The sequence below is a fragment of the Pseudomonas sp. R3-57 genome (assembly GCF_051132065.1).
Classification (GTDB): Bacteria; Pseudomonadota; Gammaproteobacteria; order Pseudomonadales; family Pseudomonadaceae; genus Aquipseudomonas.
In genome coordinates this window covers 6017207-6037325 of sequence record NZ_CP071655.1, presented here as the reverse complement: position 1 = coordinate 6037325, position 20119 = coordinate 6017207, and the positions used below count along the sequence as shown (strand labels likewise).

Annotated in this window: 22 protein-coding genes; 9 read left to right on the top strand and 13 right to left on the bottom strand. The window is 60.3% G+C overall.

From position 1 onward, the window contains the following. Positions 1–2 precede the first annotated feature (2 nt). Together J3P93_RS27045 and J3P93_RS27040 are read right to left on the bottom strand one after the other, a co-directional pair. Positions 3–1787, bottom strand: coding sequence for a GMC family oxidoreductase (locus tag J3P93_RS27045; protein ID WP_394504928.1), 1785 nt, complete (start codon positions 1785–1787; stop codon positions 3–5). A gap of 2 nt (positions 1788–1789) precedes the next feature. Next, on the bottom strand, positions 1790–2536 hold the full coding sequence (locus J3P93_RS27040; protein WP_434593823.1) for a gluconate 2-dehydrogenase subunit 3 family protein: 747 nt from the start codon (positions 2534–2536) through the stop codon (positions 1790–1792). A gap of 300 nt (positions 2537–2836) precedes the next feature. Between J3P93_RS27040 and J3P93_RS27035 the strand changes: the two genes are divergently transcribed. After that, positions 2837–3481 carry a dual specificity protein phosphatase family protein gene (locus tag J3P93_RS27035; RefSeq protein WP_434593821.1) on the top strand — a complete coding sequence of 215 codons (645 nt, stop codon included), beginning with the start codon at positions 2837–2839 and terminating at the stop codon, positions 3479–3481. Positions 3482–3489: 8 nt separating this feature from the next. On the opposite strand, the gene J3P93_RS27030 is transcribed toward J3P93_RS27035, so the two are convergent. From J3P93_RS27030 to prlC, 3 genes are all read right to left on the bottom strand, one after another. Beyond that, positions 3490–5517 carry a M3 family metallopeptidase gene (locus J3P93_RS27030; protein ID WP_434593818.1) on the bottom strand — a complete coding sequence of 676 codons (2028 nt, stop codon included), beginning with the start codon at positions 5515–5517 and terminating at the stop codon, positions 3490–3492. 92 nt (positions 5518–5609) lie between these two features. Next, positions 5610–5894, bottom strand: a complete 285-nt coding sequence (locus J3P93_RS27025) for a YheV family putative zinc ribbon protein (protein ID WP_090288005.1) — start codon at positions 5892–5894, stop codon at positions 5610–5612. Continuing rightward, complete coding sequence (prlC, locus tag J3P93_RS27020; protein ID WP_434593814.1) at positions 5891–7969, bottom strand: oligopeptidase A; 2079 nt, start codon at positions 7967–7969, stop codon at positions 5891–5893. Before prlC ends, J3P93_RS27025 begins: the two co-directional genes overlap by 4 nt. A 62-nt stretch (positions 7970–8031) precedes the next feature. On the opposite strand from prlC, the gene J3P93_RS27015 reads away from it, so the two are divergent. Then, positions 8032–8577, top strand: a complete 546-nt coding sequence (locus J3P93_RS27015) for a gamma carbonic anhydrase family protein (protein WP_434593811.1) — start codon at positions 8032–8034, stop codon at positions 8575–8577. A gap of 29 nt (positions 8578–8606) precedes the next feature. Next, complete coding sequence (locus tag J3P93_RS27010; protein WP_434593808.1) at positions 8607–9257, top strand: HAD family hydrolase; 651 nt, start codon at positions 8607–8609, stop codon at positions 9255–9257. 83 nt (positions 9258–9340) lie between these two features. Here the strand turns inward: J3P93_RS27010 and J3P93_RS27005 are convergent, their stop codons facing one another. Further along, positions 9341–10432: an aminopeptidase gene (locus tag J3P93_RS27005; RefSeq protein ID WP_434593806.1), complete on the bottom strand. Its 1092-nt coding sequence runs from the start codon at positions 10430–10432 to the stop codon at positions 9341–9343. A 60-nt stretch (positions 10433–10492) separates the two neighbouring features. On the opposite strand from J3P93_RS27005, the gene J3P93_RS27000 reads away from it, so the two are divergent. Both J3P93_RS27000 and J3P93_RS26995 read left to right on the top strand, forming a co-directional pair. Then, positions 10493–10915, top strand: coding sequence for a hypothetical protein (locus J3P93_RS27000; protein ID WP_434593803.1), 423 nt, complete (start codon positions 10493–10495; stop codon positions 10913–10915). Between the two features lie 40 nt (positions 10916–10955). Further along, complete coding sequence (locus tag J3P93_RS26995; RefSeq protein ID WP_434593801.1) at positions 10956–11375, top strand: hypothetical protein; 420 nt, start codon at positions 10956–10958, stop codon at positions 11373–11375. 4 nt (positions 11376–11379) lie between these two features. Here the strand turns inward: J3P93_RS26995 and J3P93_RS26990 are convergent, their stop codons facing one another. After that, positions 11380–11619, bottom strand: a complete 240-nt coding sequence (locus J3P93_RS26990) for a DUF1161 domain-containing protein (protein ID WP_434593798.1) — start codon at positions 11617–11619, stop codon at positions 11380–11382. A gap of 248 nt (positions 11620–11867) precedes the next feature. Next, positions 11868–12299 (bottom strand): OsmC family protein, encoded by a 432-nt coding sequence (locus tag J3P93_RS26985; RefSeq protein ID WP_016772308.1) that lies wholly within the window; start codon positions 12297–12299, stop codon positions 11868–11870. A 240-nt stretch (positions 12300–12539) separates the two neighbouring features. Here J3P93_RS26985 and J3P93_RS26980 point away from each other — a divergent pair, with 240 nt between their 5' ends. Continuing rightward, the gene (locus J3P93_RS26980) at positions 12540–13541 is read left to right on the top strand and encodes an LLM class flavin-dependent oxidoreductase (protein ID WP_203420211.1); all 1002 of its coding nucleotides are present in this window, start codon (positions 12540–12542) and stop codon (positions 13539–13541) included. Between the two features lie 105 nt (positions 13542–13646). Here the strand turns inward: J3P93_RS26980 and J3P93_RS26975 are convergent, their stop codons facing one another. Together J3P93_RS26975 and J3P93_RS26970 are read right to left on the bottom strand one after the other, a co-directional pair. Beyond that, positions 13647–13868 (bottom strand): DUF1161 domain-containing protein, encoded by a 222-nt coding sequence (locus J3P93_RS26975; RefSeq protein WP_434593793.1) that lies wholly within the window; start codon positions 13866–13868, stop codon positions 13647–13649. Positions 13869–13996: 128 nt separating this feature from the next. Next, the gene (locus J3P93_RS26970) at positions 13997–14212 is read right to left on the bottom strand and encodes a dodecin (RefSeq protein WP_090288024.1); all 216 of its coding nucleotides are present in this window, start codon (positions 14210–14212) and stop codon (positions 13997–13999) included. 165 nt (positions 14213–14377) lie between these two features. Here J3P93_RS26970 and J3P93_RS26965 point away from each other — a divergent pair, with 165 nt between their 5' ends. Further along, positions 14378–14704 carry a DUF883 family protein gene (locus tag J3P93_RS26965; RefSeq protein ID WP_039757078.1) on the top strand — a complete coding sequence of 109 codons (327 nt, stop codon included), beginning with the start codon at positions 14378–14380 and terminating at the stop codon, positions 14702–14704. On the opposite strand, the gene J3P93_RS26960 is transcribed toward J3P93_RS26965, so the two are convergent. Then, on the bottom strand, positions 14677–15594 hold the full coding sequence (locus J3P93_RS26960) for a LysR family transcriptional regulator (protein WP_434593789.1): 918 nt from the start codon (positions 15592–15594) through the stop codon (positions 14677–14679). The genes J3P93_RS26965 and J3P93_RS26960 overlap by 28 nt on opposite strands. 113 nt (positions 15595–15707) lie before the next feature. Here J3P93_RS26960 and trpB point away from each other — a divergent pair, with 113 nt between their 5' ends. Next, a complete protein-coding gene (gene trpB / locus J3P93_RS26955) occupies positions 15708–16940 on the top strand; it encodes a tryptophan synthase subunit beta (RefSeq protein ID WP_394504968.1) in 1233 nt (410 codons plus the stop codon). After that, the gene (gene trpA / locus J3P93_RS26950; RefSeq protein WP_434593785.1) at positions 16940–17749 is read left to right on the top strand and encodes a tryptophan synthase subunit alpha; all 810 of its coding nucleotides are present in this window, start codon (positions 16940–16942) and stop codon (positions 17747–17749) included. The genes trpB and trpA overlap by 1 nt, the downstream gene beginning before the upstream one ends. A gap of 68 nt (positions 17750–17817) precedes the next feature. Here the strand turns inward: trpA and J3P93_RS26945 are convergent, their stop codons facing one another. Continuing rightward, the gene (locus tag J3P93_RS26945) at positions 17818–19779 is read right to left on the bottom strand and encodes a DUF4105 domain-containing protein (RefSeq protein ID WP_434593783.1); all 1962 of its coding nucleotides are present in this window, start codon (positions 19777–19779) and stop codon (positions 17818–17820) included. Further along, positions 19776–20096 (bottom strand): DUF2388 domain-containing protein, encoded by a 321-nt coding sequence (locus J3P93_RS26940; protein WP_434593781.1) that lies wholly within the window; start codon positions 20094–20096, stop codon positions 19776–19778. Before J3P93_RS26940 ends, J3P93_RS26945 begins: the two co-directional genes overlap by 4 nt. Positions 20097–20119 lie beyond the last annotated feature (23 nt).

The window sequence follows — 20119 nt, the reverse complement described above, 5'->3', positions numbered from 1 at the left end:
CCTTATGCCTGAACCAGCGGGCCGGGGTTTTTCAGGTATTGCTCGCGGATCGCTTTTGCCGACCAGTAGGTCAGTGCTGCGACCAGCCCGGTCGGGTTGTAGCCCAGGCCTTGCGGGAACGCCGAGGCGCCGGGCACGAAGACGTTGTGCACGTCCCAGCTCTGCAAGTAGCGGTTCAACGCGCTGGTCTTCGGATCGGTGCCCATGATCGCGCCACCGTTGAGGTGGGTGGTCTGATAAGACGCCGTGTTGAAGTGGTCGCCGACCTGTTTGCCGATCACCGCAATCGCCTTGGGGCCCATCGCTTGCGCGACCTTGCCCATTTTTTCGACCATGAAGCGGTTCATCTTGATGTCGTTTTCCTGCCAGTCGAAGGTCATCCGCAGCAGCGGCAGGCCGTAGGCATCGCGATACACCGGGTCGAGATCGAGGTAGTTGCCGCGGTAGGACTGATGCGCACCGTGGGCGTCCATCGACACTTGATGGGTGTAGTAATCGGCGGTCGCACGTTTCCACGCACTGCCCCACGCCGGTGTGCCGGGCGGGTTCGAGGTGCCGGCAATCGGGCGGCTGCCGGCCTGGTTGACCCACATCGGCGAGCCGCCGACGAAGCCGTGCGGGCCGTGGTCGAAGTTGTCGGCGTTGAAGTCATCCAGCGCCACGCCGTTGCCGCCGGCACCGATGAAGTTATTGGTGTGGGTGTCCTTGTCGAAGAACGCCTTGATGGTCGCCATGTTCTGGTAGGCGAAGTTGCGCCCGACCACGCCTTCGCCGCTGATCGGATCGTACGGTTTGCCAATGCCCGAGAGCAGCATCAGACGCACGTTGTGCAACTGGAACGCGCCGAGAATCACCAGATCCGCTGGCTGTTCGATCTCACGACCCTGGCCGTCAATGTAGGTCACGCCGGTGGCTTTGCTCTTGCTGCTGTCGAGGTTGACCCGCAGCACATGGGAGTTGGGCCGCAGTTCGAAATTCGGCAATGGCTTGAGCGCCGGCAGAATGTTCACGTTCGGCGAGGCCTTGGAATACATGTAGCAGACATAACCGCTGCAGAAACCGCAGAAGTTGCACGGGCCCATCTGCGCACCGTAGGGATTGGTGTACGGACCTGAGGTGTTGGCCGAAGGCAGGTTGTAGGGTTTGTAACCGACCTCCGTAGCGGCTTTGCCGAACAGCTGAGCCGAAACCGTATTCTTCTGCGCTTCGAGCGGGAACGGGTTGGAGCGGTCCGGGGCGTAGGGGTTGCCGCCCTTGCCCTGACCGACCAGTTGGCCCTTCACGGTCCAGGCCTGGCCGGATGTGCCAAAGACTTTTTCGGCGAAGTCGAAGAACGGCTCCAGCTCTTCATAGCTGACGCCGAAGTCCTGAATGGTCATGTCCTTGGGAATGAAGCTTTTGCCGTAGCGCTCTTCGTAATGGCTGCGCATGCGCAACTCGATCGGATCGACACGAAAGTGCACGCCCGACCAATGCAAACCGGCACCGCCGACGCCATTGCCCGGCAGGAACGCGCCTAACTGGCGGTTCGGCAGGGCGATGTCGTTGACGCTATGGCGAATGGTCACGGTCTCTTTGGAGATGTCCTGAAAGAGTTTTTTGCGCACGCTGTAGGTGAGTTCGTCAATCACCTGCGGATAGTTGCCGTCGGGGTAGGTGTCCTGCATCGGCCCGCGCTCCAGCGCCAGCACGTTGAGACCCGCTTCGGTCAGTTCCTTGGCCATGATCGCACCGGTCCAGCCGAAACCGACGATCACGGCGTCGACCTTTTTCATTACCGTTGCCATGCTTACGCCCTCTCGCCGCGAATCGACACTGCCGGGAAGGGGTACTGCTCGTTGCGTTCTACCCAATCCATGAAATCGGCGCGGGCGCCGGGGAAACCGATCATGGTCCAGCCGACCATGCCTTTATTGCCACCGTGAATCGGGTCGCAGAAGAAGCCTTCCTTGGTGTTTTGCAGCAGCAGATTGAAAAAAATCTTCGCCGGAACCGCGTCGAACTGTGGTTTGCCGGCTTCAAGCTGCTTGAGCAAATCGTCTCGGGTAGCGCTGTCTTGCTCGGCAAATGTTTTACCGTTGAGGGCTTTTGCCCACTGATCCGTGGCGGCGATGCCTAGGCGATAGATGTCCTTGGGCACCAGTTTGCTCTGCCAGCCCATCTCCGGCGCGGCGTCGGCATTGAACGGGCCTTGCATGTACCACAGGGCACCGGCGGCGTACGGCGTGTTCATCTGACGATCGATGTATTCCGGCACGCCGGCTTCGAGCGCGCCCGGGCCTTGGGCATCGATGGGGATCAATTGCGCGACGGCGGCATTGATGAACGCCCACTCCTCAGGGGTGAAATAGCTGGGCTGGTACTCGCCGGTCTCGGCACGAACTGGCTGGGTGGCAGGTTTGGCGGGCGCGGTTTCAGGCGCGGCGTTCAGCACGCTGCTGCCCAGACCGGTGCCGGCCAGGGTGACGACTGGGATCAGGGTCAGGGATTTGCGCAAAAACTCACGCCGCGGGTTGTCTCGATCTTCATCAGACATGGGGTGCACCTCATCAGGCATTAGCATTGAGCCGATTCTGCGAAAGGCTTGGGATTTTGCGTCGCAACGACAGCGCTCTGGCCTGAAAAAGGCAGGGGTGCCTGCAACATCGTGTGACAAATGGTAGCAGGCTAAGCATCAGCATGAACCGGCTCGATGGAAAAAAGCCGCGGCCGAGGTGAATTTTTTGTCATCAAGCGCTGTTCACAATTCTTTAACAAGCGGCTCACAGGGCTTTGACCGCACTACCGCGAAGCTGCGCCGTCTCTCACTGAAACATCCGAAACGGTCAATACCAGCATGTCTCGAGTGCGTGTTTTTCCTGTGTTTTGCTCGGCTCTTTTCGCCCTGTTGCAGCTGACATCCGCTCAGGCGGAGTCGCTATCGATGGCCCGCCCCGCGGAATGGGCGCAGCCGGTCGAAGTGCAGTACAACCTGTTCCAGATGTCGCCGACCTTGTATCGCAGCGCCTTGCCCGACGGTGGTGCGCTGCCGCTGCTGAAAAATCTGAAGATCATCACCGTGATCAACTTTCTCCCGGATGATGACCGCAGCTGGCTAGCGGATCCTGCCATTGAGCAGGTGCGATTGCCCTACCGCACCAATCATGTCGACGACAGTGACGTGCTCAAGGCGTTGCGTGCGATCCAGGCGGCCGAAGCCAACGGCCCGGTGCTGATGCATTGCAAGCACGGTTCTGACCGCACCGGGCTGATGGCGGCCATGTATCGGGTCGTGATGCAGGGGTGGAGCAAAGAGGACGCCCTGAGCGAAATGACTCAGGGCGGTTTCGGCGACAGCACCCACTTCAAGGACGGCATTCGTTACATGATGCAGGCGGATGTCGACAAGCTGCGCACAGCGCTGGCCAACGGCGATTGCAGCACCAGTGCCTTTGCCACCTGCTCGATGAAAAGCTGGTTCAAATCGGCCCACGTCGAGTAGCCCGCGGTTTAATCCGGCGGCGCTGAAAACAGTTCGGCAGGCACTGGCTTGCCGAGAAACTTCTCCATTGCGCTCGGCAGCGAAATCGAATCACCAGAGAAGAATGCCTCGCGCAGGTCCCGACCGGTCTGTGTGTTGAACACGCCTTCGCGTTCGACACGCTTGAATGCTTCGGAGGCCAGCACGCCCGACCATTTGTAGGCGTACACCGAGGCTTCGTAACCGGTCACCACGTAATCGAAACTGTTGGCAAACCGGCAATAGGCCGGCAGGTTCAGTTGCGGTATCTGCTGCTGTACCGCATCGAAGCACTGCTGCACGTTGCGGCCATTGGCGTCGCTGCGGTGCAGCTCAAGGTCGAGCAAAGCTTCGAGCAATAGCGTCGCGGTCTCGCGGCTGGTGTGCGCTGCGATAGCGGTCAGCGCCGAGGTTATCCGCGTGTGGTCCAACGGCACATGGCTTTCGTAATGCGCCGACAGCCACTGTAGAAGCTCCTCCGACAGGCTCAATTGTTCGAACAGCTGTCCGGCGAACTCCCCCGAATCCCGCGCCATTTGCGAGATACCCGAAAGATTATGGTGCGGCGAGCGGGTCAGCACATGCTGCAGACAATGCCCGAACTCGTGAAACAGCACGCGCAAGTCCTTGTGCGACAGCAGGCCGGGATGGTCGCCGCTGACCGGCGGGAAGTTGCAATGCAGGATGGCGATCGGCAGGGCCGGCCGACCTTCGGCACTGATACGGTGGTCGCGCACGGTGTGGGTCAGGGCATAGTCGGGGGCGTCCGTGCGATGAAAGGGATCGAAGTAGATAAAGCCGATGACTTGATCGTATTCGCTGACCTCCAACAGTCGCACCTTCTCGTGCCAATGGGTGTGGTCTTTGCGCTCGGTCAGTTTGATCCCGAACAGGTGTTCAATGAACTGGCAGAACCGGCGTAGCGTTTCGTCCAGCGCGAAATACTGACGAAGGCCTTTGAGCGCGCTGGCCGAATGTTGCTGGCGCCATTGTTCAGCGAAATAGTCGAAATCCCAAGCCTGCAGATCATCGACGCCCTGGGTCGCAGCAAATGCCTGTAAGTCCTGCGTGTCCCGCTCCAGCGCCGCGCGATTGTGTGCGATCTGCTGCTTTAGAAATGCTTCGACCTGAGCCGGCGAGGTCGCCATCTGTTGCGAAAGGCGCAGATGGGCAAAGCTTTCGAAGCCTAGCAATCGAGCTTGTTCATGGCGCAGCGCGAGCAGTTTCTGCAAGACCGGGCCGTTGTCGAACCGGTCGGCATGCGGCCCCTGATCCGAGGCCCGGGTGTTGAACGCGACGAAGTACGCCTCACGCAAACGGCGGTCGCTCGCGTTTTTCATCAGGTATTCATAAGTGTTGCGATCCAGCGTCAGCAGCCAGCCGGTTTTTCCGGCCTGACGCGCGTTGAGCAGCAACTGATCCGTGAAGTCGGCAGACAGGCTATCCAGCGTGGCAAACTCGTCGATCTGTCGGGTCCAGGCCGCGTTACTGCGCTCCAGATTGATCAGAAACAATTGCTGTTGAAAGTCGATGTCGACGGTGATCGCAGCCAGTCGCTCCCGTTGTTCGGCGGGCAATTCGATGCCTGTCAGACGGAAGCCGGACAGGGTCCTGGCCAGCGATGCCTTGCGAAACGCATCGAAGCTGGCGGCGATCGGGCTCCGCTCCAGACCTTGATAGGTGCGGTATAGCGCCAGATTGGCAAATTTCTGCGAGCGATAGCGCTTCGCGATCAGGCTGCACTGTGCGCTTCGCGCCAGCCAGTCGGCATCAGTGCCTTTGACCGTGTCGAGCACTTCGATGATGGCGATGGCTTCGGCGATCCGTGCGTCGGCCTCGTCGACGGCGATCACCAGATCATCCCAGTTCGGGTGAACGGTCTGGGTGGCAATCACCTCGGCGATGATCCGCTGGTTGTCAGCGACGATGGCATTGAAGGCGGGTACCAAGTGTTCGGCTTGTATCTTGGACCAGGCCGGCAGTTGCCAGCGTTGCAGCAGGGGGTTGGCAGGGGGCATCGCGTCTTCCTTGACCGTAGGCTGAAAAACTCAGCCTACGGACAAAGCGCGAAGATCAGGCGGTAAAGGAATACCACCTCGAAGGGGCGATTTTACTCGTCGGTCTTTTTCTTCAGTTTCGGATTGGGGAAAAACTGCACCGCCTGGACTTTCTTGTCCGCTGGCGGCTTGAGCGCGCTGGTGTTGACCCGTGTGCCCAATTCCTTGGGCACCGACAGCCCTTGCTCATTCAGCGTGTCTGAATAACCGCAGGCCACACATTCGCGGTGCGGCACGCCGTCTTCGTTCCACATCATCAGTTTGTCCGGCTCGCTGCACGCCGGACAGACGGCCCCGGCGATGAAGCGTTTTTTGGTAATCACAGGCCCCTCACTCATGCTGCCGCGTCCTCACTCAGGCCGCTGTGGCGCAACAGTGCGTCAATCGACGGCTCACGGCCCCGGAAATCGACGAACAGCACCATCGGTGCCTGCGAACCGCCACGGGCCAGAATCGCCTCGCGGAAAGCGCGACCGGTTTGCGCGTTGAGCACACCGTCTTCTTCGAATCTGGAGAAGGCATCCGCGGACAGCACTTCAGCCCACTTGTAGCTGTAATAACCGGCGGCATACCCGCCAGCGAAGATGTGCGCAAAGCTGTTGGGGAAGCGGTTGTACGCCGGTGGGCGCATGACCGATACCTCATCGCGCACGCCTTCGAGTACTTGCGCCACGCTGCGGCCGTCACCGTGGGTGGCGTGCAGTTCGAAGTCGAACAGCGAGAACTCCAGCTGACGGACCATCATCAGGCCGGACTGGAAGTTTTTCGCAGCGAGCATTTTTTCCAGCAGGTCCTGCGGCAGCGGCTCGCCGGTTTCGTAGTGACCTGAAATCAGTGCGAGGCCCTCCGGCTCCCAGCACCAGTTTTCCATGAACTGGCTCGGCAGCTCGACCGCATCCCACGCCACGCCATTGATGCCCGATACGCCAGCATGATCGACACGGGTCAGCAGGTGATGCAAACCATGGCCGAACTCGTGGAACAGGGTGGTCACTTCATCGTGGGTCAGCAGCGCTGGCTTGCCGCTGTCGGCCGGGGTGAAGTTGCACACCAGGTTGGCCACCGGGCTTTGCAGCACGCCTTCGACGGTGCGACGACGGTCGCGGGCGCCGTCCATCCACGCACCGCCACGCTTGTTGGCGCGGGCATAGAGGTCGAAGAAGAAGCGCCCGACGTGCTCGCCGTTTTCCTTGATTTCGAACAGGCGCACGTCCGGGTGCCAGGTGTCGAAGCCTTTCAACTCGGCGATTTCGATGCCGTACAGACGCTGAACGATAGCGAACAGACCGCTCAACACTTTGTCGATCGGGAAGTAGGCGCGCAGGGTTTCCTGAGCGACGCTGTAACGCTGTTCGCGCAGTTTTTCGCCGTAGAAACCGCTGTCCCAGCTTTGCAGATCGGCGCAGCCCTGTTCGGCGGCGTAGGCGCGCAACTGTTGCAGATCCTGCTCGGCGAACGGCTTGCTGCGCTTGGCCAGATCACGCAGGAAGCTCAGCACCTGATCGCTGGATTCGGCCATCTTGGTCGCCAGACTCAGTTCGGCGAAGCTGGCGAAGCCCAACAGTTTCGCCAGTTCCTGACGCAGGTCGAGGATCTGTTCCATCACCGGGCCGTTGTCGTTCTGGCCGGCGTTCGGGCCTTGATCCGAGGCGCGGGTGCAGTAGGCGGCATAGACTTCCTCACGCAACGCACGATCTTGCGCGTAGGTCATTACCGCGTAGTAGCTCGGGAATTCGAGGGTGATCAACCAGCCGTCGAGGCCTTTGGCTTGCGCGGCGGCGGCCATTTGCGCCTTGGCCGAATCGGTCAGGCCGGCGAGGGCGGCTTCGTCGGTGACGTGCTTGGTCCAGGCCTGAGTGGCATCGAGCAATTGGTTGGAGAACCGGCTGCCCAGCTCGGACAGTTTGCTTTGCACTTCGGCGTAGCGCTTCTGTTCGGCTTCCGGCAGGTCGATACCCGACAGACGGAAGTCACGCAGCGCCTGTTCGAGAATAGTCTTTTGCGCGACGTCGAAGTTGGCGGCCTCCGGGCTGCTGGCCAGCGCTTCATAAGCCTGGAACAGCTCGCGGTTCTGGCCCATCTCGGTGGAGTAGGCGCTCAGGGCCGGCAGGCACGACTCGTAGGCTTCACGCAGCTCGGCACTGTTGCACACGGCATTGAGATGGCTGACCGGGCTCCAGGCTGCGCCGAGACGGTCATTGAGTTCGTCCATCGCCAATACCAGACCGGCCCACGTCGGGTGCTGGCCCTGGTTCTTGAGAATTTCGGCGATGGCCGCGCGATTATCGGCCAGAATGGTTTCGATGGCCGGCAGCACGTGTTCGGCACGGATCGTGGAGAACGGTGGCAGGTCGTAGGACTGCAGCAGAGGGTTGTTCACGCTCACGGTTGGCACCTTGGCTGGAAGAAACATGCGCCCATCTTAATTACAATCGACACTCACCGCAGCTATCGGCGACAGAGAGAGAACTAATCGTGGCCCTTCGCAAGTACCAGCAACACACCCCGCAGTTGAGGAAAGGCGCGTTTGTCGACGGCTCCGCGGTGGTGATCGGCGACGTCGAAATCGGAGAAGACAGCTCCGTCTGGCCGCTGACCGTGATCCGCGGCGACATGCACCGAATTCGCATCGGCGCGCGCACCAGCGTGCAAGACGGCTGCGTGCTGCACATCACCCATGCCGGCCCGTTCAACCCCGATGGCTTTCCGTTGCTGATCGGCGACGACGTGACCATCGCCCACAAAGTCATGCTGCACGGCTGCACCGTCGGCAGCCGCGTGTTGATCGGCATGGGCAGCATTGTCATGGACGGCGCCGTGGTCGAGGACGATGTGATCATCGGCGCCGGCAGCCTGGTGCCGCCGGGCAAGCGCCTGCAAAGCGGCTTCCTGTACGTGGGCAGCCCGGTGAAACAGGTGCGCCCGCTCACTGAGAAGGAAAACGCCTTCTTCACCTACAGCGCTGCCAATTATGTGAAGCTCAAGGACCTGCATCTGGTCGAAGGCTACGACACACTCTGAAGCGAAATCGCGACTGCGCAGGATTATTCATGCATTACCAGACCGTATTGTTCGACCTCGATGGCACCCTGACCGACCCGCGTGAGGGCATCACCCGTTCCATCCAGTTCGCCCTTGGCAAACTCGGCATCGACGAGCCGGATCTGACCAGACTCGAACACTTCATCGGCCCGCCGCTGTTGCAGGCGTTCATGCAGTTCTACGCGTTCGATGAGGCCAAGGCGTGGCAGGCGGTGAATTTCTACCGCGAGCGCTTCAAGGTCACTGGCCTTTATGAGAACCGGGTGTTCGATGGCGTCACGCCGTTGCTGGAAACCTTGAGCGGGCAGGGGCGACAGCTGTTTATCGCCACGTCGAAACCGTGGGAATTCGCCCGTGAGATTGCCCGGCACTTTGATTTCGCTCGGCATTTCAAGGTGATTTACGGCAGCGAACTGGATGGCACGCGGACCAACAAGGTCGAGCTGATCGCGCATCTGCTGCAGGAAGAAAGGCTGGACCCGGCCGATACGCTGATGATCGGCGATCGCAAGCATGACTTGATCGGCGCGCGTAGTAATGGCCTGGATGCAGCGGCGGTGGGGTATGGGTTTGGCAGCTTTGAAGAGCTGAATGCCGAAGCGCCGGCTTATCACTTCGAGACACTGGATCAGTTGCATCAGGCGTTTTTGCGGCGCTGATTAGATTGCAATCGCGAGCAGGCTCACTCCTAAATTTGGAACGCATTCCCCTGTAGGAGTGAGCCTGCTCGCGATGGCCCCTTTCAGCCACCTCCAAGTTCCGGATCTGTCAGTGCTTTCAGTGCCGCCTTACGCTCAGCCGCCGGCGATTCACCCAACCGCTCAACCTCCGCATAAAACCTCTGCCAATCCCCCCCGACCTTTTTGAACACCGCCGCAAACGCCGGCACCCACTGGTCATACAGCCCAAACGGCAACAATCGCGCATTGTTCAGCGGCGCGTTCACCCAGACGTCATAGCGCTTGTCGCCGGCCCATTCGCGATCGCGCAGCGCCCGATAATCGCGCCGAAAACGCTCGAACTCCGCTGCTTTGCGCTCGCGCATCTGCTCGGCTGGCAATGGCTGCGCATATAAGGTTTCCAGGCGTGAGCGAGTGTCGAGAACCAATCCGATGAACTGGTCGCGCTGCTTGAGCCGTGAAGCGTTATCGGCCGGCAACCCGCGAAACGCGCGCCACTGTCGGGTACCTTCCTGCTCTACAAACGTGGCAAAGGACTCATTGAACTCGGTGTCGTCCTGCACATAACAACGCTGGTGTGCCAGCTCATGGAAGATCAGCGTGGCAAGACGCTCGTCGCCCCAGCCCATCATCGTGTTGATAATCGGGTCGTTGAACCAGCCGAGCGTCGAATAGGCCTCGACGCCGCCAATCGACACGTCCATACCATTCAAGCGCTGGATCGCGGCTTCGCCCCGCGCCGCGCTTTGACTGTAATAGCCGCGATAGGCCACACACCCGGCAATCGGGAAACAATGATTCTGCGGGGTCAGGGAAAATTCGGCAGTGGCGAACACGTTCCACACCACGAACGGCCGACCGATGTCGGCGTATAGCCGGTAGCTCTGGTTATCCGGCAGGTGCAGATGCTCGCTGGCGAAGGCGCGGGCCTTCTGCGATTGCGCCAGGTGGGCGCGCAACGTCGCGTCGCGGCTCGGGTCGTTGATCACGTTTTGGACCGGTTCGCGCGCGCGCAGCAGTTGTAACTGCCCACTGGCCAATTGGCCGTAGTAACTGACGCTGGCACAACCGTTGAGCAACAAAAACAACACACCCGGAAACAAAATCGCAAAAACGCGATCAAGTAACCCAAGGCTTGGAAACGGCCTGATCAAAATAAGAAATCCCCCGGAGAGTCTGCCCCGCAAGACTATCCCGCCTTCAGGAGCACCGCTATGCGCAAGTTGATGCTGACAGGGGGCCTGCTGACGCTGGCCGGTTGTGCCGGATTCGGCATGCCCGACCCTGACCCCTCGCAAGCCTGGATCGATCTGGACGCCCGACAACAGGACACGGCGCTGCAAGCGCTGCAGGTCGACACGCAAGTCGCCGTCGACAAGCGCTACTTCGAAGTACAGCCCGGCAGCCATGAGCTGAAGGTGCGTTATCAGTTCCCGGTCGAGGCCACCAATATCGGCCCTGGCGCTGAACCGCTCTGGCGCGATTGCCGGTTGAGCGTCAAGTTCAAGGACTTCAATGCCGGCCAACGCTATCAATTGCAAGCTGGCAGTATCGGCTTCCGGCCGTGGGCCAAACTGTATGACGAACAGCGCAAGGTAGTCGGCCAAGCCACGCCGGCGGGCTGCCAGAGCAGCTGATCGGCGCTATGCTGAATGTTCCGATCCGTGGACATTCATCATGCGCCAAGTGCTGTTGTTGCTCGCTGCCATTCTGCTCGCCGGTTGTCAGACGCCGCTGCCCCCGGTTGATCCGCAAATGGCCTGGGTCGAGTTCTCGACGCCTAGCCCCGGTGGCAAGTTATTGATGGCCGAGCGCCTGGACAACCAACGCCTGAACGACGGGCGTTACTTTCAGGTCACCCCCGGCAGCCATGAACTGCGCGTGCGCTTCGATTTCGAAGTGTTCGGTGGCGGCGGCAGCTTGCTGACCGGCCCGGTCGAGCGCTTGTGCTACCTGACCATTCGTTACGAGCATTTCGAGGCGGGCCAGCGTTATCTGCTGGAGGGGCGCTCGCTGGCCTTTACGCCAAGTGCGCGGTTATACAACGCGAAACGGGAAATCGTTGCCGAAGACCGCGAGTTCAACTGCATCATCTAGCGGGTCAGCTGTCGTTTTTCTGGTAGATGATTCTTTTCTGACCGCTCTCGCAAGAACCGACGATCATGGCTGAATCGTGCTGCTTCGCCTCCTCCTTGGTGATGATTTCCAGGGTGTATGACGGGATCGCCTTCGCCTGAATCTTGATTTCGATTTCCTTTCTGAGTTCTTCGCAGTTCTTGGGGGCTGCGATAGCGGAGGTGGCCAGTGCACTGCAAAGGATCGCCAAGCCAATACGTTTCATCGATGAAGCTCCTTGAGGCAGCGCGCACAGGCGTGCGCTGAAGCTGCTGTCAGTTATTCGACCACATTTCCACGGAGCGGGTTCTGACTTTGCTCACACCTTGTGCCTAGAGCCTGAGGTCTTCGTAACGCTGAGATTGCTATCGCGAGCAGCCTCACTCCTACAAGGGATCACATTTGTTCAGCTGGAATGCGATCAACTGTAGGAGTGAGCCTGCTCGCGATAGCGTCAGACCAGCCGATGCTGAATCAGCTGACCAGCGAAGCCTCAAGGGTAATTTTCGCATTCAGCACCTTGGACACCGGGCAACCTTCCTTGGCCTTGTTGCTCAATTCCTCAAACTGTTGCTGGGTCGCCCCGGGAATCTTCGCCTTGAGGATCAGTTTCACCGCAGTGATCGCGAATCCGCCATCGACTTGATCCAGCGTGACTTCAGCGTTGGTGTCGATGCTGTCGGCCTTCAGGCCCGCATCGCCGAGAATCATCGAAAACGCCATGGAGAAGCAGCCGGCATGCGCGGCGCCGATCAGTTCTTCCGGGTTGGTGCCCTTGCCGCCCTCGAAGCGCGCCTTGAAGCCATAAGGTGCTTCTCTGAGTACGCCGGTTTCGGTGGAAATCGAGCCCAGACCGGTTTTCAGATCACCTTCCCAATGCGCCGATGCCTTTTTCACGATAGCCATGTCTGCCTCCTCAAGTAGGGCGCGGAACGCCGCGCCGTTGTGGTTTTCACTAGCAAGGCTTCTGAGGATAGACCGCGGAACAAAGTTCAGCCCGGCTGAATCGTTGACTTTTTTAGTGGGAAATTTCGACGCGTCTATTGAAACTCGGGTATATGCCCTCATTGCATGAAACACGCTTATGGATCTGGCAGGTTTTCGTTCGCAAGAAAAACCTGCCTCCCCACTCGGAGATGCAGGTTTATGAAACAACTGTCCGACGTAAAGTTTTCCACCCTCGACCTGGTGCCGGTGCGCGAAAACGGCAGCCCGGCGCAGTCGCTGCGCAATTCGCTGGACCTGGCGCAGCATGTCGAGAAACTTGGCTACACGCGCTTCTGGGTGGCTGAACACCACAACATGGATGGCATCGCCAGCTCGGCGACGTCGGTGCTGCTCGGTTATCTGGCCGGCGGAACCTCGAGCATTCGTGTTGGTTCCGGCGGGGTGATGCTGCCCAACCACGCGCCGCTGGTGATTGCCGAGCAGTTCGGCACGCTGGAAAGTCTGTATCCGGGGCGCATCGATCTCGGCCTGGGCCGCGCGCCTGGCTCCGACCAGATGACCGCACGCGCGTTGCGTCGCGAACGTTCCGGCAGTGCCGACGACTTCCCCGAAGACGTCGCCGAACTGGTGCGCTACCTCGGCCCGCGTACCCCGGAACAACGGGTGATCGCGATGCCCGGCACCGGTACCAACGTGCCGATCTGGCTGCTCGGTTCCAGTCTGTTCAGCGCGCAACTGGCCGGCGAGCGCGGTTTGCCTTACGCCTTCGCCTCGCATTTCGCGCCGCGCTTCATGCACGAGGCGATCCGCGTCTATCGCAACCACTTCAAGCCGTCGGCGGTGCTCGACAAGCCGTACGTGATGCTCGGCGTGCCGCTGGTCGCGGCGGATACCGACGAGCGCGCTGATTATCTGGCCACCTCGGTGTACCAGCGCATTCTCGCGCTGATGCGCGGGCAAAGCCTGGTGCAGCGTCCGCCGGTGAAAAGCATGGATGGCCTGTGGCTGCCCCATGAGCGCGAAGCAGTGGGTGATTTCCTTGGCCTGGCGATGGTCGGTGGCCCAGAGAAGATCCGCGCCAAGCTGCAGGTGCTGGTTGAGCAGACCCAGGCGGATGAACTGATTTTCACCTGCGACTTGTATGAGCATGCCGATCGCCTGCATTCCTATGAATTGCTGGCGCAGGTCATGAAAGGCTGAAAACTCACCCTGACCCTCTCCCGGAGGGAGAGGCACCAGGAAACCCAAATCCAGGACACAAAAAAAGCCGACGCATCCACGTCGGCTTTTGCATTTCAGGCGCGATCAACCGCGCTTGTAGACGATTTCCTTGGTCCCACCTTCGCAGGTGCCGACGACTTGGCCGCCATCGGTGCCCTTATCGACAACTTCCAGCGAATACCCGGAAACGCCCTTGGCGTCGAGCTTCGCCGCGATTTCGCTTTTCAGCTCTTCACATGGCTTGCCGGCTGCGAACGCACCACCCGCAAGGCTCAACAAACCTACTGCCAACATGAACTTCTTCATCGGTCGCACTCCCTGGTCGGATTGAAAGAGGCGGGCACCGAGCCGTTCGCTCGATGCGACCACCCTGTAGCGCATTGCCATTCCTATGGCACTCGGCCAGCGCGCAAGTTCAGAAGACTAGACCAAACTCAGCTGCTGGCAATCTTGAAACCGACCTTGAGTGTTACTTGAAAATGCGCGACCTGGCCGTTTTCGATATGGCCGCGGGTTTCGGTGACTTCGAACCACTCCAGATTACGCAGGGTTTTGTTGGCTTCGGCCAGCGCGTTGTTGATGGCGTCTTCGATGCTGGTGGTGGACGAGCCGACCAGCTCGACTTTCTTGTAAGTGTGATGGTCACTCATAACGAACTCCTTGGGATGGAAGGCATGTGAAATTGAGACTAGCAGCGATTCGCTCTGTTGATTTCGGCGGCGCTGCGCTGCCGAAGTTCAGAATTTATGCACTTTCTCGATGCGCTGAAGTCCCAACCAACACACGCCACTCATCACCAATGCAGGAGAGCCACCATGGCCAACACCTCGTTACGCAAAGCCTCGTTGCAAAGCATGGAAGCGGAGATCGAGAGTCTGCTCAAATCGTTGGAAAGCCTCAAAGACGATGCTTCGGACGAGTCGCGCAAAACTCTCAAGGCGTTGAAAAGCAATGCTGAAAGTGCGCTGAAACATTCGCGTCACCTGCTCAGCGATGCTTACGAAGAAGTCAAAGTGAAAACCCGCGAAACCGGCATTGCCACTCGCGATTACGCCCAGGAGCACCCTTGGACCACCGCTGGTGTTGCGGTCGGTGCCATCGGCCTGCTTGCCGCTTATTTCCTGTTCAAGCGCGGCGAGTGATCGGTCTGGCGCAGTTCGTTTTTCAACCACTGCGCCAGTTGCCTAGCGCGTCCGTCAGCGGCGCGCTTGGGTAACCACAACGCCAGTTGCGCCGGGGTTTCGCAAAAGCCCCATGGCGCAACCAGGCGACCGGCCTTCAGGTCTTCTGTCACCAGCGGCTCCGGCGCGATTGCCACACCCAGACCTGCCACCGCAGCCTCCAGCAAATAATACAGATGCTCAAAACCTTGCCCAAGCTTCAGCGCTCTGGGGTCGAGGTCGTTCTGCTGCGCCCAGCTTGGCCATGCTTGCGGGCGCGAAGTGGTATGCAGCAAGGGTTGGTCGAGCAGCGCTTGAGCTGGCGCGGCCTGCAAGGCTTGATAGCCAGCAAGCAGCGGGCTCATCACCGGCCCGATGCGCTCGGCGGCCAGTTCGTAGACCTGCATGTCCGCCGGCCACGGTGGCTCGGCGAACAGCAACAATGCGTCCAGCCCCGGACGGCGGGGATCGAGGTCACCTTCGCCGGCCGACAGATGCAGACGTAAATCCGGCAAGTCGGCGTTCAATCGTCCCAGGCGTGGAATGAACCAGCGCGCCAGCAGGCTCCCCGAGCAACCCAGCACAAACGGCGCATCGGCGCTGTTCTGGCTCAACTCCGCACACACGCTGCGCAAGCGATCGAACGCCTCGCCACTGGCATCGCGCAGACGCAGGCCGGCATCTGTGAGTTTCAAGCCGCGCCCATCCTTGACGAACAGACTCACGCCCAAGTGTTCTTCAAGCACTTTCAGTTGCCGACTGACCGCACCGTGAGTCACGTGCAACTGTTCGGCTGCTTGGCTGACGCTGTGCAAGCGGGCAGTCGCTTCGAATGCGCGCAAGGCATTCAGGGGAGGGAGATCCTGGCTCATGGTATCTGTGAGTTTTCCTGACAGGTTGTGGCGATCTTATCGGTTTTCAGTGTAGAAGGTCAGGGGTAGAGTGGTGGTCATTGTCTTCGACCCGAATTCACCTGGAGCACACCATGACCCAGACTTCGCACACTTCCAACCTGCGCAACGGCCCGGATGATAACGGCCTGTTCGGTGCGTTCGGTGGCCGCTATGTCGCCGAAACCCTGATGCCGCTGATCCTCGATCTGGCGCGCGAATACGAAGCGGCCAAGGAAGATCCTGCGTTCAAAGAGGAATTGGCCTACTTCCAGCGTGACTATGTCGGACGTCCGAGCCCGCTGTATTACGCCGAACGCCTGACCGAGTTCTGCGGCGGCGCCAAGATCTACCTCAAGCGCGAAGAGCTGAACCACACCGGCGCGCACAAGATCAACAACTGCATCGGCCAGATCCTGCTGGCACGGCGCATGGGCAAAAAGCGCATCATCGCCGAGACCGGCGCTGGCATGCACGGCGTGGCAACCGCCACTGTTGCTGCACGTTTCGGTCTGGATTGCGTGATCTACATGGGCACCACTGACATCGAACGTCAGCAGGCCAACGTGTTCCGCATGAAATTGCTCGGCGCTGAAGTGATTCCGGTGGTTGCCGGCACCGGCACCCTGAAAGATGCGATGAACGAAGCGCTGCGTGACTGGGTGACCAACGTCGACAGCACTTTTTACCTGATCGGCACCGTAGCCGGCCCACATCCGTATCCGGCCATGGTTCGGGATTTCCAGGCAGTGATCGGCAAGGAAACCCGCGATCAGTTGCAGGCCCAGGAAGGTCGTCTGCCGGACAGCCTGGTGGCATGCATCGGCGGTGGCTCCAACGCCATGGGCCTGTTCCACCCGTTCCTCGACGACAAGAGCGTCGAGATCATCGGCGTTGAGGCCGCAGGTTACGGCATCGAAACCGGCAAGCACGCGGCGAGCCTCAATGGCGGCGTTCCGGGTGTATTGCACGGCAACCGTACCTTCCTGCTGCAGGATGACGATGGTCAGATCATCGACGCGCACTCGATTTCCGCCGGCCTCGATTACCCGGGCATCGGCCCGGAACACGCCTGGTTGCATGACATCGGCCGCGTTCAGTACACCTCGGTCACCGACGACGAAGCCCTCGAGGCGTTCCACAAATGCTGCCGTCTGGAAGGGATCATTCCTGCCCTGGAAAGCGCCCATGCTCTGGCTGAAGTGTTCAAACGCGCACCGAAACTGCCAAAGGATCACCTGATGGTGGTCAACCTGTCGGGTCGCGGCGACAAAGACATGCAGACCGTCATGCACCACATGGAAACTTCCCAGCAGGAGAAACACTGATGAGCCGCCTGCAAACCCGTTTTGCCGCCCTCAAGGAACAGAATCGCGCCGCACTGGTGACCTTCGTCACCGCCGGTGACCCTGACTACGACACTTCGCTGGCGATCCTCAAAGGCTTGCCCGGCGCCGGTGCCGATGTGATCGAGCTGGGCATGCCGTTCACTGACCCGATGGCCGATGGCCCGGCGATTCAACTGGCCAATATCCGTGCCTTGGGCGCCCAGCAGAATCTGGCGAAAACCCTGCAGATGGTTCGTGAGTTCCGCGAAGGCAACAGCGAAACACCGCTGGTGCTGATGGGCTATTTCAACCCGATCCACAAGTTTGGCGTCGAGCGCTTCATTGCCGAAGCCAAAGATGCCGGTGTCGATGGCTTGATCGTTGTCGACATGCCGCCTGAGCACAACGCTGAACTGTGCGACCCGGCCCAGGCCGCCGGCCTGGACTTCATCCGCCTGACCACGCCGACCACCGACGACGCGCGTCTGCCGAAAGTCCTCAATGGCAGCTCCGGTTTCGTCTACTACGTGTCGGTGGCCGGTGTGACCGGTGCCGGCGCGGCGACGCTGGAGCACGTCGAAGAGGCCGTTTCCCGTCTGCGTCGGCATACTGATCTGCCGATCAGCATCGGTTTCGGTATCCGTACGCCGGAGCAGGCAGCGGCGATCGCGCGGCTGGCCGATGGTGTGGTGGTGGGGTCGGCGTTGATTGATCACATTGCCAGTGCCGATACGCCTGCGCAGGCTGTCGACGGTGTGTTGAGCCTGTGCGCGGCGCTGTCCGAAGGTGTGCGCAAGGCTCGCGTTTGACCCAGATCAGCGCAGGCTGATGACTCAATAAAAAAGGCTTCAGAACCGTGTTCTGAAGCCTTTTTGTTTCAGGGCAGTTCGAGTCCGCCCGACGCCTTGTGCAGTTTGCGCAGATGCTCGCCGATCTGCTTCACGTTGGCTTCGCTGGCGGCGATTTCCGCGGCGCGCTTGGGTTCCAGCAGCTTGCGCACCTCCGTATCCAGATCGCCGGAGAGGGCCAGCAGCTTTTTCTGCCGCTGACTGCTTTCCGCTTCCAGCCGGCCGAACTCGTTCGGCTGCGGCAGGCCGTAACCCTTGGCATCGAGCAACTCCGCCGGACGACTGAGGAAGCCGCTGTTGGCGAGAATTTCCTGCAAGGTCGCGTTGGCCTTGTCCATGCCACCGTTTTCCAGTTCGCGGGCACCGAGGTAGCGCTGCTTGACCTCGTCCTGCGCCAGTAACAACTGACGACGGAAACTTGCCTGTTCGAGCAACAGCAATGCCGCACTGGTGCGCAAGTCGGCACGCTCGAACCATTCGCGGCGCTCTTCAGCGGACAGCGATAGCCATTCCTCAACGGTTTTCTGTTTGATCGGCAACTGCTTCTTCAACACGTCGAACATCGCCTGATAACGATCGCGGAACGAGTCGAAGCGGTAACCGAGGCGCAAGGCTTCTTTCGGATCGTCCAGCACACTGGTGTCCGCCAAGCCACGGCCTTTAAGCACCTCCAGCAAGCCGTTGGGCATGATGCTGTCGAGACCGATCAGCTGCGCATTGTTACTGCCACTGCGCAGCAACTTCAGGCCTTCGACAGCGCAGTTGTTGGACAGGAAGAAGTAGTTGCCGTCATAGCTCCAGTGCATTTCGGCGGCGTGCTCGACCACGCCTTCGATTTCCTCGCGGGACAGGTTCAGCGGCACCGAGGCAAGACTGCGTAATTCAGTCTTGGTGTATTCATCGATCACTTGTGCCAGCGGCAATACGAACAGCCGCGACGGGTATTTGCCGACCAGTCCGTCCCAGCTCGACAGCTGCACATCGCCGACGAAGGCGCGATACGACAGCACCAGGTGCTGGTCCAGATCGAGGCGGCAATCCGGCCCGCGCGGGCGGCCCGGTGCACAGATGACCAGACGCAACATACTGTGGCCCCAGCGGCTGACCCAGTTTTGATTGGCCTCGGCCAGCAGGTAATCGACGGCGTAAACCCGTTCCGGATCGACCTGCCCCAAGGGTTGCTTGGCAAAGTCGTTGCCGGCATTGAGGAACGCGAAGGTCTTGCTGCAGGTGTCTCGGGTAGGCGGCGCCCAGCCGAAGTGGTCGCGGTAATAGCGATACAGCGCCGGTCGGCGGCAGGCGTAGCTCGGGTCGAGGAGGAAGTACTCCATGTTGACCGCGACGAATTCCTTGGGGCTCGACACTTCGTAAAGGTCAGGGCTGCGGGCGATCTGCCGGTTATGTTGCTCGCGCGCTCCCCGGCGGCCGACGTATTGCTGCCAGCCGGCCAGATCCAGCAGCCGCGGATCATCACTGAGGGTGAAGCGCCGGCCGTTCTGCCCACGGCATTCATCTGGGATGCCGATCAGCCCGGCACTGTCGAAGCGCCGGGTGCAGCGCTGAATCAGCGTGCGCTCGGCATCTGGCCAGAGGCGGGCGCGGTCGTAGATATGGGTGATTTCATGCAGCACCGTGGCGAGCAGTTCCTGACGCACGGTGCCGTGGGGACGATTGGTTTTTTCTTTGGCGGCGCTGCCGTCCGTCAGTCCGGCGAGCAGTTTTCGATTCAGGTCGAGCTCAGCCACCAGCGTCGCCTGGCCGTAGGCGTTGGCGGGCATGTCGTCGGTCCAGCCGACGTCGATTCGCCGATCCAGCCGCTCGATGAAGCTCGGCGGCAGCTTGTGCATGGCCTCATCGATCAGCGCCTGGCTGGCCTGTTGTTCGGCGGGGCTCAAGCCATCGGTCTTGAGCCGCAATTGCAGGCTGGCGTGAGCGCTGTTGCCGAGCAGCAACAACGCACCGGCCAGCAGCCAGGCGCCAATGGACCTCACAGTGCGAGGATGGCTTCGGCGAGCACCTGATCACTGGCGTCGCGCGCTTCCGGAACGCGCGTGCGCAAGGTATTGATGGCAGCTTCCAGGTGCGCGCCACGGATATTCCCGTTGGTGGCGACGAAACTGGCGGCATCGTCATGGGCTTCGCGGATAATTTTCGAATCGCGAATCGAGGTGGTGGTATCGGAGGTGAAATCAATGGTGCGCTGGGAGGCACGGACGATGATGTTACTGGTGGCTACCAGGGTGTGCGCCTGGGCCATATCGGCCAACAAAAACAGGCCAAGGGCGGCAGCAATCAGCGGGCTACGCATGGAACGACTCCGAAAGGGACAAG

Coding starts and splice junctions, on each gene's coding strand:
- J3P93_RS27045 (WP_394504928.1), bottom strand. CDS start 1,787: ATGGCAACGGTAATGAAAAAGGTCGACGCCGTGATCGTCGGTTTCGGC.
- J3P93_RS27040 (WP_434593823.1), bottom strand. CDS start 2,536: ATGTCTGATGAAGATCGAGACAACCCGCGGCGTGAGTTTTTGCGCAAA.
- J3P93_RS27035 (WP_434593821.1), top strand. CDS start 2,837: ATGTCTCGAGTGCGTGTTTTTCCTGTGTTTTGCTCGGCTCTTTTCGCC.
- J3P93_RS27030 (WP_434593818.1), bottom strand. CDS start 5,517: ATGCCCCCTGCCAACCCCCTGCTGCAACGCTGGCAACTGCCGGCCTGG.
- J3P93_RS27025 (WP_090288005.1), bottom strand. CDS start 5,894: ATGAGTGAGGGGCCTGTGATTACCAAAAAACGCTTCATCGCCGGGGCC.
- prlC (WP_434593814.1), bottom strand. CDS start 7,969: ATGTTTCTTCCAGCCAAGGTGCCAACCGTGAGCGTGAACAACCCTCTG.
- J3P93_RS27010 (WP_434593808.1), top strand. CDS start 8,607: ATGCATTACCAGACCGTATTGTTCGACCTCGATGGCACCCTGACCGAC.
- J3P93_RS27000 (WP_434593803.1), top strand. CDS start 10,493: ATGCGCAAGTTGATGCTGACAGGGGGCCTGCTGACGCTGGCCGGTTGT.
- J3P93_RS26995 (WP_434593801.1), top strand. CDS start 10,956: ATGCGCCAAGTGCTGTTGTTGCTCGCTGCCATTCTGCTCGCCGGTTGT.
- J3P93_RS26990 (WP_434593798.1), bottom strand. CDS start 11,619: ATGAAACGTATTGGCTTGGCGATCCTTTGCAGTGCACTGGCCACCTCC.
- J3P93_RS26985 (WP_016772308.1), bottom strand. CDS start 12,299: ATGGCTATCGTGAAAAAGGCATCGGCGCATTGGGAAGGTGATCTGAAA.
- J3P93_RS26980 (WP_203420211.1), top strand. CDS start 12,540: ATGAAACAACTGTCCGACGTAAAGTTTTCCACCCTCGACCTGGTGCCG.
- J3P93_RS26975 (WP_434593793.1), bottom strand. CDS start 13,868: ATGAAGAAGTTCATGTTGGCAGTAGGTTTGTTGAGCCTTGCGGGTGGT.
- J3P93_RS26970 (WP_090288024.1), bottom strand. CDS start 14,212: ATGAGTGACCATCACACTTACAAGAAAGTCGAGCTGGTCGGCTCGTCC.
- J3P93_RS26965 (WP_039757078.1), top strand. CDS start 14,378: ATGGCCAACACCTCGTTACGCAAAGCCTCGTTGCAAAGCATGGAAGCG.
- J3P93_RS26960 (WP_434593789.1), bottom strand. CDS start 15,594: ATGAGCCAGGATCTCCCTCCCCTGAATGCCTTGCGCGCATTCGAAGCG.
- trpB (WP_394504968.1), top strand. CDS start 15,708: ATGACCCAGACTTCGCACACTTCCAACCTGCGCAACGGCCCGGATGAT.
- trpA (WP_434593785.1), top strand. CDS start 16,940: ATGAGCCGCCTGCAAACCCGTTTTGCCGCCCTCAAGGAACAGAATCGC.
- J3P93_RS26940 (WP_434593781.1), bottom strand. CDS start 20,096: ATGCGTAGCCCGCTGATTGCTGCCGCCCTTGGCCTGTTTTTGTTGGCC.